Origin of the sequence: Paraburkholderia dioscoreae (assembly GCF_902459535.1) — a bacterium.
GTDB classification, from domain to species: domain Bacteria; phylum Pseudomonadota; class Gammaproteobacteria; order Burkholderiales; family Burkholderiaceae; genus Paraburkholderia; species Paraburkholderia dioscoreae.
Map to the genome: position 1 here is coordinate 701,702 of NZ_LR699553.1, position 12,693 is coordinate 714,394.

At 63.4% G+C, this 12,693-nt stretch carries 9 protein-coding genes; 6 read left to right on the forward strand and 3 right to left on the reverse strand.

The window, feature by feature from the left end; genetic code table 11:
• Positions 1 to 19 precede the first annotated feature (19 nt).
• The 3 genes from PDMSB3_RS03230 to PDMSB3_RS03240 form a co-directional block, all read right to left on the reverse strand.
• On the reverse strand, positions 20 to 472 hold the full coding sequence (locus PDMSB3_RS03230) for a GDP-mannose mannosyl hydrolase (RefSeq protein WP_007179067.1): 453 nt from the start codon (positions 470 to 472) through the stop codon (positions 20 to 22).
• An 83-nt stretch (positions 473 to 555) separates the two neighbouring features.
• Entirely contained in the window at positions 556 to 705 is a 150-nt protein-coding gene (locus tag PDMSB3_RS03235; RefSeq protein ID WP_007179066.1) for a hypothetical protein, read from the reverse strand.
• A 113-nt stretch (positions 706 to 818) separates the two neighbouring features.
• Positions 819 to 3,110 (reverse strand): hypothetical protein, encoded by a 2,292-nt coding sequence (locus tag PDMSB3_RS03240; RefSeq protein ID WP_165184559.1) that lies wholly within the window; start codon positions 3,108 to 3,110, stop codon positions 819 to 821.
• Between the two features lie 804 nt (positions 3,111 to 3,914).
• Here PDMSB3_RS03240 and PDMSB3_RS03245 point away from each other — a divergent pair.
• The 6 genes from PDMSB3_RS03245 to gmd all read left to right on the forward strand — a co-directional run bounded on the left by PDMSB3_RS03245 (position 3,915) and on the right by gmd (position 12,688).
• Positions 3,915 to 4,898 (forward strand): helix-turn-helix domain-containing protein, encoded by a 984-nt coding sequence (locus tag PDMSB3_RS03245; protein WP_165187327.1) that lies wholly within the window; start codon positions 3,915 to 3,917, stop codon positions 4,896 to 4,898.
• Positions 4,899 to 4,986: 88 nt separating this feature from the next.
• On the forward strand, positions 4,987 to 6,555 hold the full coding sequence (locus PDMSB3_RS03250; protein ID WP_165184562.1) for a sugar phosphate nucleotidyltransferase: 1,569 nt from the start codon (positions 4,987 to 4,989) through the stop codon (positions 6,553 to 6,555).
• Positions 6,556 to 6,608: 53 nt separating this feature from the next.
• Entirely contained in the window at positions 6,609 to 7,994 is a 1,386-nt protein-coding gene (locus PDMSB3_RS03255; RefSeq protein WP_165184564.1) for an undecaprenyl-phosphate glucose phosphotransferase, read from the forward strand.
• A gap of 67 nt (positions 7,995 to 8,061) precedes the next feature.
• On the forward strand, positions 8,062 to 9,201 hold the full coding sequence (locus PDMSB3_RS03260; protein WP_197740201.1) for a polysaccharide biosynthesis/export family protein: 1,140 nt from the start codon (positions 8,062 to 8,064) through the stop codon (positions 9,199 to 9,201).
• A 50-nt stretch (positions 9,202 to 9,251) separates the two neighbouring features.
• Positions 9,252 to 11,486 carry a polysaccharide biosynthesis tyrosine autokinase gene (locus tag PDMSB3_RS03265; protein WP_165184567.1) on the forward strand — a complete coding sequence of 745 codons (2,235 nt, stop codon included), beginning with the start codon at positions 9,252 to 9,254 and terminating at the stop codon, positions 11,484 to 11,486.
• An 83-nt stretch (positions 11,487 to 11,569) separates the two neighbouring features.
• Entirely contained in the window at positions 11,570 to 12,688 is a 1,119-nt protein-coding gene (gmd, locus tag PDMSB3_RS03270) for a GDP-mannose 4,6-dehydratase (RefSeq protein ID WP_165184570.1), read from the forward strand.
• Positions 12,689 to 12,693 lie beyond the last annotated feature (5 nt).

Consider the following 12,693-nt stretch of genomic DNA (forward strand, 5'->3'; position numbering starts at 1 on the left):
ATGCCTGCCTGCTCGCGCGTTAGCGGAAATAGGCTTTGGTGTTGTCGTGGACGTCCGCTCGCGCCAGCAGTTCCTCCGGCGCGAGCCACGCATATTCGCTGTGCTGCTCGGGGCGTCCGAGCGGCGCCGTGCCCGCGAGCGTGAGCGCATAGGCGAGCACAATGTAGTGAGTCGACACGTCCGGCTCGCCCGCGAAGTTGTCGCTGTAGTGATGTTCGAACACGCCTTCGAAGCGCGCCGTCGAGCGCGCCAGATTCGCAATGCCTAACTCCGCATCGGCGATGCGCGCGAAAGCGGCGTCGAGTGTTTCGTCTTTGTGAATGCGGCCGCCGGGAACGAACCAGGTGCCGCGAGCAGGGCGGTTACGGCGGCGGCCGATCAGCACGCGCCCGCGCGTATCGCTGACGATCAGATCGAACGCGACCAGAGGCGTGAGGCGGACCACGTCCAGGAAATCGATCTCGGTCAGCATGTCTTCTCCCGCGGTTGCCGCGCCGCTCGGGCGCGCCTGTTCTGGGCGGCTCCGAAGCGACGTCGGGCGTTCGTCACGATTCGCTAGTAGTCGCGATGGTGATCATCGTTCCGTGTGAGCCGGCCCGACACGTTCGCCAGAAAGAGCGCGAGCAGAATCGCGCCGATCGTCGCGAAGAGAAACGCGCCGATCATCGCGGCCAGTACCAGCATCATCCATGCAAGGCCGTTCATGTTTCGGCTCCGGCGTGTTGACAGCCATGCTATCGTGCCCCCGCCTGCATACTATGTGCGCCAGTAGCCGCAGAGCCTGTCACATCACGCCGAAGTATCGTCACATCGCGCCGCTAACGGGCCACATAACCCTCAGGTGTCGTGACCGCGTCCCTGAAAACGTCGGCGTTGCCGGAGACCACGTAGACCGGCGCCGGCGAGAGTTTCACGCTTGCCACGCCGTCGCGGTACGGCAAGGTCGTCGCGTTGCCCATCATGTCGAACACCGTCACTTCTCCGGTGCTGCCGGGCGCGTCGACGCGCAGCCGATAGTCCACGTTGCGGCTCGCGTCGAAACCGCTCCTGGCGCTCCATGCGTCGTTGTCATGTGTCCAGAGGGCGGTGACGATCTTGCCGCCGCCGAGCCGGCGGAACGCGTACGCGTAGACGCCTTTGGGAACGCCCTTGAGCGGGCCGAGCGTCACGGTGCCGTCGATGATGCGCGTCATCGCCGCCACTGCGAGCGCCGCGGGCTTCGGGCTGATGCGGGTCGGGCCATAAGCGCCCGTGGGATGATCGAGCTCGAAGAAAATGCCGTAGCCCGGCGCGGCGTCCGGCATATCCGCAAGATAGAACACGTAGGTCATGTCGGCGCCTTCGCCGAGCAGGATCAGATGCGTGCGCGCCGTGACCGCCGCCTGGGCATACAACACATTCGCGCCCGGATAGTTCTTGCCATACGATTCGCCGATGTCGTAGCTGATGCCGGTCTCGGTCACGAACAGCGGTGCGCCGGGTTTCAGGTACTGACGCATTTCGTGGCGCAGCGCCCGCATCGCGGCGGGCAGCGCGCCCGGCACCGTGCCCTGATTGCCGGTGTCCGTCACCCGCTCGGGCGGATGCGAGGGCGTCGTGCCGATGTCGTAATAGCCGTGAATCGTCATGCCGTCCATATAGCGGCCGATGCCAAGCGGACCGAGCTTGCGCATCCACGTCACGTTGCCTTGCACCGACGAATACGTCAGGCCCATCACCACCGCATGGGGATCCGTGTGATGGATGCCTTCCCAGACCGCCTTGTACATGGCGATGAAATTCGCGTCGGTGTCGCGCCATGGCAGACCGCCGTCGGCGTCCGGTTCCCACGTCACCTGATAGTAGTTGTCGCGCTGTTTGGGAAAGTAGGTCATGCGCACCCGATTCGACTCGGCGCCGACCCTGGCCATGTAGTCCTTCATCTGCGCGAGCGAAGTCGGCGCATAGCTGTGCGTTTCCTTGCCGGTCGGACTCGCCCACTGGGGGATGCCGTCGAGCTGGATCAGCCGCATGAGGTCGCCGCGCCGGAAAAACGGCGTGAGCTGCTTCGTCGCAGGCTCGAATGTGCCCGGTTTCTTCGGCTCTTCCATATACCAGTTGCGATTGTCGTTGACCCACGACAGGCCGAGCGCGGTGTAGACCGGCCGGTAGCCGTCGCCGTCGCAGCACTGCTGGCCGGGTGCCAGATAGGCGGCGCCCTGGCCGCCGAAGCGGTGCAGATCTTCATACGGAAAACGCACCGCGGGTAAGGCGGCGGAGGGGTCCGGCAGCACGCCGAACGTCACAATGCCCGCGGGACGCGTGCCGCGCGATTCGAGTTGGCCATGTGCGCGTTCCAGCGATGCGGACACGGCGAAGTAACCCGCCACGCTGGACGCGCAACTCAGCGTGGACAGGGTTGCGCCGGCCGCAACGGGGAAGCGTCCACTGGCGCGCACGACATTCCACGTGTCGCGTATTTGCCAGGTAAGCGTGTCGCTTTGTGTGGGGCGTGTAGCGAAAACAAGCGCGAAGGGTTTGGTCACGGCGAACAGACGGGTGCCGTCGCTGGGCGTGTCGGCTTCGAGCAGATCACCGTTCTGCGCTGTGGGCACCTGCAACGAAGGTGCCGAGCAACGCAAGCCTTGTCCGCGCGGCGCCTCCAACTCCGCGGGCGCGGCGGATTGCACCGCAGCGCCCGACGCCTTGTCCGTATTCGCGACAGGCTTCGCTGCGGGCGCTGCCGCTTGCGTCATCGCGCAGCGCTTCTCGACGCCGGGCGCCGGATCGCCGAAGACAGCGTTGTTGCACTCTGCGCTATCCGCAAACGTCTTGACGACGTGCTGCTGCACCGTGCCATACAGCACGTCGCGCGTTCCGCTGAAACGGCAGGTGCCGTATTCCGCCGCACACGGTGTCCACTTCCTGCCGTCCGCGGTGAATTCGCCCTTGCTCGCACTCACGCCATTCGCTTGCGGAGCAGCGTCTGCGGCCGCGCATCGAACGGTTGGAAGACCGAGCAGGATGATGGCTGCCGCCGAGGCAACCAGACTGACTCGCAGTCCTCGACTCACGGCGGAAAAGCCGCCGGCGCGCTTTCGCGGCGCGCGCTGTTCGCGTACATTCGACATGTGTTCCCCGTGCCGTTCGCCGTACTTCCCCCAGACGACAAACACGTCGCCCATTTGCTAGTTCACCAGGTCAGACCCGCCGGGCCGCGTCCCTTCAGCCAATGTGTTGCGGAAACCGCATAGTGTATTTCCGCAAACCGCTGGCGGAAATAGCCCGCTTCTCATCCGACACATTCCGCCACTGGCCCGTCTATTGCCGCGCGGTCTAAAGTTGTCTTATTTCGGTGTTTCACGTTTGAAACATTAATCGCCATGTTTATATTCGCGGGATCCAATAACAACCAATTAAATAATTTTGCCGCGCGCTTAAGTGCTTATATTGGATGTTCGTTTTACTTATTGCCACTCCGGAGATTTATCGTCAGAAGAAACGCGGGCTGGCGCCCGCATGGAGCAGATGCCGGCATAACGAAGCCGGCTGCGCTCATTCTGACGTTCCGGCGGGAAAAAGTCACTTCAAATCGGTTTGGCGAAGGATGGTTCGAGTTGTAACTCGGCCGTTTTCGAGTAGTCGCCGTGTGTGCGGTGCCGTACGAAATGCCAGTTTTATTTGCATTAACATTCGCAGAATGCCAATTCATTCATATGCGGAATCGGCAATTAATCCGTTGAAAAGACAGCGGTAGCGGGGTTGTTCCGAAAATCCCTGGCGGGTCACCCTGTCCATACGCCAACATGTACGCGCTTTCGGTCATGGCGGCTAAATGCTTGATTGGCGGTGACTATGATGCGCTGCACAGAGCCGGCCTCTCTGTGGCCGTCCCGGGTGAAGAGTTAGATCCGTTTTCTGGTGAGAGGATGACTATGACCTGCGCGAGTCTCGAGTCTGCAATGCTGCGCTGGGTGCACGCTCCGAACAAGGGTATGCGTCGCATCGCGATACTGATGTTCAACGACTGCTCGCTGCAGGGAGCCGGGGTCGTTGCCGAGGTGTTTCAGGCCGCGAACGAAATGGCTTCGTCCGGTTCGGGCGGCTGGTTATACGACGTTTCCTTCCTGTCGGCCGACGGCGGCATGGTGACTTCGTCATCCGCGCTGCGGGTCTGGACTGACGGACTCGACGCGCGGCATTACGGCGGTTTCGATGCGTTGTATGTGGCGGGCGGTAAGGGCGCATTCGCCGCCGCAGGCGACGAGCGGCTGATTGCGTGGCTGCGCCGCATACGCCGCAATACCGGCATGATCCGGCCGATCGCGGAAGGCCGCGCGCTGCTCGATGCGGCGTATGTGCCCGACAGCAAGGAAGCTGGCGATTCGCAGGCGCAGCCGATACCCGCGCGCCAACCTGAACAGACCGCCGACGCGGGCGATCGCCTCGAATCGATGAGAAGTGCGCTCGCCATGATCAAGCGCGATCTCGGCAGCGCCACGGCGCGCACGGTGGCCGAGCGCCTGCTGGCCGATTCGTGCTCGAATCTCGCGCCGCTGCTCGGCGAAGACGGCGGCCTGAGCCCCGGCGACAAGGTGCGCGCGGCCGCTCGCTGGCTGCAAGAAAATTGCCAGCAGGCGATTTCGATTGCCGACGCGGCGCAGTTCGCCGCCATGAGCGAGCGCAACTTTCTGCGCCGCTTCAAGATGGAAATGGGCATTACGCCCTCGAGTTTTCTGTTGCACGAGCGCCTTGCGGTGACCTGCAGCCTGTTGACCGAATCCGAATTGCCGGTCGACAAGATCGCGCGGCGTACCGGCATGGGCAATGGCGACCGCCTGGCCAAGGTGTTTCGCAAACGGATGAGAATTTCGCCGACCGAATTTCGGATTCAAAGCCGCCGACTGGTCGGCGAATAGCGCGACGGGGCCCGCCGGAGGTCCGCGCGGCAGCGTGGCATCCGGTCCGTCTTTCCGCCGATCTTTGAGAATTATAAGGATTGCGAATATGTTGACTCAGGGAACTGTGAACGCCGTGTCGATCGACCCGAGCAGTGCGGGCGCCACGATGGCGAACGGGCGCTGCGCGCGCATCGTCCCGGTCATTCTGGCGGGCGGTTCGGGCACCCGGCTGTGGCCGGTGTCGCGCGAGAACTACCCGAAGCAACTGATTGACGTAGTCGGTTCCGACTCGCTGCTGCAGGCTACCGCGCGGCGTATGGACGGGTTTCCCGCCGCCTGGAAAGTGGATGCGTCGCCGGTCATCGTGTGCGGCGAGGAACACCGCTTCGTGATCGCGGAACAGCTTCATGAAAACGGCGTGGAAGCTCGTCTTATTGTCGAGCCGGCGCGACGCGATACGGCGCCGGCGCTCACGCTGGCGGCATCGCTCGCATGCGCGGACGGCGGCGACGCGATTCTCGTCGTCATGCCCGCGGATCATTCGATCGCCGACGTGCCCGCCTTGCAGGCCGCGCTCGAACGCGCGGCGCAGTATGCGGAGCAGGGTTCGATCGCGACGCTGGGCGTGCCGCCCACGCGCCCCGATACCGGCTTTGGTTATATCCGCATCGGCGCGGAACTGGCGGGCGGCGGCCATGCGATCGACGGTTTCGTCGAAAAGCCCGCGGAAGAACTCGCGGCGAAGTATGTCGCGGCGGGCATGTACTGGTGGAACAGCGGCATCTTCATCGTCCGGGCGAGCGTGTGGCTCGATACGTTGAAGCGTCTGCAGCCGGAAATGCACTCGGCCTGCGAACGCGCGTTCACCGGCGGCCGCCAGGACGGCGCGTATTTCCGGCCGCTGGTCGAAGCGTTCCTCAGTGCGCCCGCGAATTCGATCGACTACGCGGTGATGGAGCGCCTGACCGAAACGGCCGAACGGGCCGAACCGGATACGACGGACGGCGCGGCCGCAGGCATCCCGGCGCAGCCGGCCGGCGTCGTGGTCGGGCTGGCTGCCGGCTGGTCGGACCTCGGTTCCTGGGACGCAGTCTGGGCCGCAATGGAGAAAGACGCCAACGGCAACGCAGGCCGCGGCCGAGTGACGTTCGAAGGCGCGGTATCGAGCTACGCGCATTCAGAAGGGCGGCTGGTCGCCTGTGTCGGCACCACCAATGTGGTGGTGGTCGAAACCGCCGACGCGGTGCTGGTGGTCGACCGCTCGCATGTGCAGGACGTGAAGGGCCTGGTATCGCGCATCAAGGCGCAGCATGCGCCGGAGGCCGACGCGCATCGCAAGGTGCGCCGCCCGTGGGGTTTTTACGATTCGATCGACCACGGCGAGCGTTTCCAGGTCAAGCGCATTGTCGTGACGCCGGGCGCGCAACTGTCGTTGCAATTGCATCACCACCGCGCGGAACACTGGGTCGTCGTGCGCGGCACGGCGCTCGTCACGCGCGGCGACGAACAGTTCCTGTTGAGCGAAAACGAATCGACCTACATTCCGCTCGGCACCCGCCACCGGCTTGAAAACCCGGGCAAGGTGCCGCTCGAAATCATTGAAATCCAGTCAGGCGCCTATCTCGGCGAAGACGACATTGTGAGGTTCAACGACAACTACGGCCGCTGCTCCTAAACAGCACGCCGGATTCAACTGCAGACAAGAACGGCAAGAACGAGGTGACCAGAATGCGCAAGTTTCAGGATTTGCTCGCGCGAGTTTTCGATGTTGCATTGGTGTTGGCGGGGGCGGCGGTGGCGTCGCAGATCCGTTTTGATTACCTCGCTCAATCCGGGTTCTATTGGGCGCTCGTGATGTTTTCCGCTGCGTTCGCGCTGGCCATCTTTCCGGCGTTCGGCGTGTACGAATCATGGCGCGGCCGCTCCAAGCTGGTGCTGGCCGGACAGGTTTCGCTCGCGTGGCTGATGGTGCAGGGTAGCGCGCTCGTGCTGATGTATTCGCTGCATCGCATCGACTTCGTGTCGCGCTTATGGTTCTCGTACTGGACGGCGGTGACCGGCGGCCTGCTGATCGCATACCGGCTGATGACGCACGCGGTATTGGCGAGCGCACGCAGCGCCGGGATGAATCTGCACCAGGTCGCCATTGTCGGCAGCGGCTCGCAATGCGACGCGATCATCCGCCGGATCAATGCGGCGCCGACCACCGGTTTTCGCGCCACGGCCGTGTACAACGCGCGTCCCGACGTGTCGCCGGTGATCAGCCAGGGCGTGCCGGTGTTCGAGTCGGTCGAAGCGCTCGCCGTCTACATGCGGACCAACGACGTGCACGAACTGTGGCTGATGCTGTCGCTCTCCGAGGAGCCGCTGATCTGTTCGCTGGTCAGCGAATTCCGCGACGACCTCGTGAACATCCGCTTCATGCCGGACGTGCGCAGCCTCGCGCTCTTCGAGGGCAGCGGCGTGATCGATCTGCTCGGCGTGCCGGCGATCAACCTGGTGGCCTCGCCGCTGTCCGCGAGCTCGATGCTGAAGAAGGAAATCTTCGACCGCCTGTTCGCGTTGACGGCGCTGATCGCCCTTGCACCGCTCATGCTCGCAATCGCGATCGCGGTGAAGCTGTCCTCGCGCGGTCCGGTTCTGTTCAAACAGAAACGCAAAGGCGCGGACGGCCACGTATTCACGATCTACAAATTCCGCTCGATGCGTCTGCACACCGAGCAAAAAGGCACCGTCAGGCAGGCCACGCGCAACGATCCGCGCGTCACCCGGGTGGGCGCGTTCCTGCGCCGCACGAGCCTCGACGAGCTGCCGCAATTCTTCAACGTGTTGCGTGGCGACATGTCGGTCGTTGGACCGCGTCCCCATGCGCTCGAGCACGACGACCTCTATCAGAAAGTGGTCGCGGGCTATATCAATCGCTACCGGATTAAACCGGGGATCACGGGGTGGGCGCAGATCAACGGCTTTCGTGGCGAGACCGACCGCATCGAGAAGATGGAACGTCGGGTGGAACATGACTTGTATTACCTGGGACATTGGTCATTCGCACTCGACATGCGGATTATCGGCGCGACGATAGTCGCCGGACTGGTGCATCGAAACGCTTACTAAGTAGTTAACAAAACGCCAGACGCTACCTCCACCGAGGAAAAACGCCGTGGCGCAAGGAGGAAACATCATGAGCTCGCTTGGTTTACGCACGGGAAGTCTCCTGGTTTTCGCTACTGCCGCACTGCTTTCCGGATGCGGAATCGCACCGGGCCAGCGGATGGTCACGCCCGCCGCAATTCAGGACACGGGTGGTGATTACAGTACTGAAGCGAATACGCAACAGCAGATTCCGATCACCGACATCAACCTCACGTTGCTGCGCAAGATGAACCAGGCGCAGACGACCGCGCCGATGTCGCCGCAGATGCTCGCGCTGTTCGGCAAGCCGACCGCTTACAAGGTCGGCCCCGGCGACGTGCTGCAGATCGTCGTGTGGGATCACCCCGAACTTGCCGCAGCGCTCGGTCAGCCGGCGCAGAACACGAAGACGACGGACGCGGCGCCTGGCTTCCTGATCGATGAAAGCGGCGACGTGCAGTTCCCCTATGCGGGCACGGTGCACGTGGCCGGCAAGGACGTGGCCTCGATCCAGAAGGAACTGTCGCGGCGTCTGAGCAAGGTCTATCAGAAGCCGGAAGTGACGGTGCGGGTGGCGTCGTTCCGCGCGGCGCAGGTGTATGTGGACGGCGAAGTGCGCACGCCCGGCGCCCAGTCGGTCAACGACATTCCGATGTCGCTGACGACCGCGATCAGCCTGAGCGGCGGCCTTAGCCCGAATGCGGACCGCAGCCGCGTGGTGTTGATCCGCAACGGCGTGCCTTATCAGCTCAACATGGACGACCTGATCAAGCGCGGCCGCAATCCGTCGGACATCTATCTGCAACCGGGCGACATGCTGCGGGTGGCATCGCGTGAAGACAGCGGTGTCTACGTGATGGGCGAGGTCAACAAGCCGGCGACCATCCTGCCGATGCGCAACGGCTCGCTGACGCTTTCGCAAGCGATTTCCGATAGCGGCAGCTTCGACTCGAACACGGCCGCGGCCCGGCAACTGTTCGTGATCCGCAATTCGACGAGCGAAGCGCCCGAGGTGTACCACCTCGATGCTACTTCGCCGGTTTCGATGGTGCTCGCCAATCAGTTCGAACTGCAGCCGAAAGACGTGGTGTACGTCGGTCAAGGCGGACTGGTCCGCTTCAACCGTGTGTTGAACCTGCTGCTGCCGGCGATCAACGCGGCTGTAACGGGCGCCGTCCTCGCGAAATAACAACCGCACAAACGTGATCTTGAACCGCCGGGCTTTGTTGGGTGAAGAAAATGGCAATCAACTTCGAAAACCGCTATACCGACGTGTCCGGACCGGACGAGCTTCACCTGTCGGACTATCTGCGTACGATCGTGCGAGGTTGGCGCACGATCGCGATGGTGACGCTGATCGCGCTCGCGCTGGGGTGCGCGTACGCCTTCCTCGCGCCGCCGACCTACCGCGCGGATGTTCTGTTTCACGTCGAGGACAAGACGGCGAATGCCAATGCGAACGGCAAGGACTCCTTGCCGCCGCTCACCGGCATGTTCGACACCAAGCCTTCCACGGCGGCCGAGATCGAGTTGCTGAAGTCGCGGCTCGTCACGGAAGAAACCGTCAAGAAGCTGCACCTCGATATCACGGCGGGGCCGCGTTATTTTCCGATCATCGGCGGAATGATCGCGGGGTTGGTGAACGGGCAATGGGGCTTCAGGCTGCCGCAGTTCATCAACCTGTCCGGCTATGCATGGGGTGACGAGGCCATTACGGTGTCGCAGTTCGACACGTCGAAGGACATGTACGACACCACCTTCACGCTGATTGCCGGCAATGACGGCTCATACGTGCTGCGCGACAAGAACGGTATCGCGATCCTGTCGGGTAAAGTGGGCGAGACCGTGGAAACGGATACCGCCGACGGCCCGATCACGTTGCACGTGGACAAGCTGGTCGGCCCGGCCGGCTCGCGCTTCGAACTGTCGCGCGCTTCCACGCTGAGCACCGTGGACCGGCTGCAAAAGGCCCTGGTGGTGCAGGAAACCACGCTGCAATCCGGCGTGATCCGCGCGAGTCTGGAAGGCGGCGACAGCGCGCTGACCGCGGCGATCGTCAACAGCATGGCGCGCGAGTTCGTGCGCCAGGATGTCGAGAGCCGTTCGACCGAGGCCGAGCACATGCTCGCCTTTCTCGATCAGCAGTTGCCGGGCTTGCGCAAGGAACTCGACGACGCCGAGCAACGCTACAACAAGTTCCGCAACACGCACGGCACCGTCGACCTCGGTGAAGAAAGCCGCTTGCTGCTGCAACAGATCGTCGATAACAAGACCAAGCTGATGGATCTGCAGCAGCAACGCGCGGAGATGTCGCAACGCTTCACCGCGAATCACCCGGCGGTGGCCGCGCTCGACGCACAGATCGCCGCGTTGCAAGGCGCGGCGGCCAACATGAACCGCAGCGTGGCGGTCATGCCGGATACGGAGCAGACCGCATTGCGTCTGCTGCGCGACGTGCACGTCGACACGGAGCTGTACACCAATCTGCTGAACAGCGCGCAGCAACTGCGCGTGGCGAAGGCCGGGCAGGTGGGCAACGTGCGCGTGGTCGACTTCGCCGAAGCGCCCGACGAACCCGTGCGTCCGAAGCGCGTGATCGCGATCCTGATCGCGCTCGGCGGCGGCCTCGTGCTCGGTATTCTGCTGACCTTCTTCAAGCGCGCCATGTACGGCGGCGTGGAACGTCCGGACGAACTCGAAGGCATGCTCGGCGTGCCGGTGTTCGCGGTGGTGCCGCGCAGCCAGACCCAGCTGAAGCTGCAGGAGAACGTCATGCTGCGCCGTCGCGGGCTGCATGTCCTGGCACAGCAGGCGCCGGAAGACATCGCCGTGGAAGGCGTGCGCAATCTGCGCACCTCGCTGCAGCTCTCGCTCGATCACGCCGAGAACAACGTGGTGATGATCACCGGCTCACGGCCCGATTCCGGCAAGTCGTTCCTCTCGGTAAATCTTGCGGCGCTGGTGGCGTCGGCGAACAAGCGCGTGCTGATCATCGACGGCGATATGCGGCGCGGCGACGTGCACTCGCATTTCGGTATCGGTCATCAGCCGGGCCTGTCCGACGTGCTGAGCGGCGGCGACCTGAACGCGATGATCCAGCGCGACGTGCTGCCGGGCCTCGATGTGCTCGCCAAGGGCACGCTGCCTTCGCATCCGGCCGAACTGCTGATGAGCAAGCGCTTCGAAACCATGCTCGAAGAATTGAAGTCGCACTACGACCTCGTGATCGTCGATACGCCGCCGGTTCTGGCGGTGACCGATTCGACGCTGATCGGCAAATACGCGGGCACGACGCTGCTGGTGGTGCGCCACGGCCGCCATCCGCTCAACGAGGTCATGGAAACGGCCAAGCGACTGCGCAACGGCGGCGTGGCGCTCCGGGGCGTGCTGCTGACCGACGTGCCGCAGGAAGGGGCGTTCCTCGGCTCGGGTTATCAAGGCGGTTACTACGGCTACGACAGCATCGCCGGTTGAAATGGCGGCGAACGGCTGGTGGTCAGACAAGGCTCAACGAGGTTGCGGCACCAGGACTGAAAGGTTAACGAGGAGAATGCTCCATGAAACGTAAGGTCGCGCTGATCACCGGCATCACAGGACAGGACGGGTCGTATCTGGCGGAGTTGCTGCTTGCCAAGGATTACGACGTACACGGCATCAAACGCAGGTCATCCCTGTTCAATACAGACCGGATCGATCACCTGTACCGCGATCCTCACGATCCGGACCAGCGGCTCTTTCTGCATCACGCGGATCTGACCGATTCGACCAGCATCCTGCGCGTGATCCAGCGTGTCGAGCCCGACGAGATCTACAACCTCGCCGCGCAGAGCCACGTTGCGGTGTCGTTCGAGGAGCCCGAATACACCGCGAACGCGGACGGCCTCGGCGCGTTGCGGATTCTCGAAGCGATCCGGATTCTCGGGCTGCAGGAAAAGACACGCTTCTATCAGGCTTCGACCTCGGAGCTCTACGGCCTCGTGCAGCAGGTGCCGCAGTCGGAGACCACGCCGTTCTATCCGCGCAGCCCGTATGCCGTCGCCAAGCTGTTCGCGTACTGGACCACGGTCAATTATCGCGAGGCTTACGGTCTCTATGCGTGCAACGGGATTCTGTTCAATCACGAATCGCCGGTGCGCGGCGAGACGTTCGTGACGCGCAAGATTACGCGCGCTGTCGCGCGTATCGCGGTGGGCATGCAGAAGACCTTGTATCTCGGCAATCTGTCGGCGTTGCGCGACTGGGGCCATGCGCGCGATTACGTGGAGATGCAATGGCGCATGCTCCAGCAGGAGCAGCCGGAGGATTACGTGATCGCCACCGGCGTGCAATACAGCGTGCGTCAGTTCGTGCAGCACGCGGCCGCCGAGCTCGGCGTCACCGTGCGCTTCGAGGGCACCGGCGTGGATGAAATCGGCATTGTCGAGAAAGTGGAAGGGCGCGAGATCAAGATGTCGCCCGGAGACGTGATCGTGCGTGTCGATCCGCGCTACTTCCGGCCCGCCGAAGTCGAGACGCTGCTCGGCGATCCGTCCAAGGCGCATGCGAAGCTCGGCTGGCAGCCGACCACGCCGTTCGCCTCGCTGGTCAAGGAAATGGTGCGCGCGGACTATCAGATTGCCCGACGTGACGCGCTCGTCACGCTGGCCGGCTTCACGGCGCTGGAACATCACGAGTAACTTGC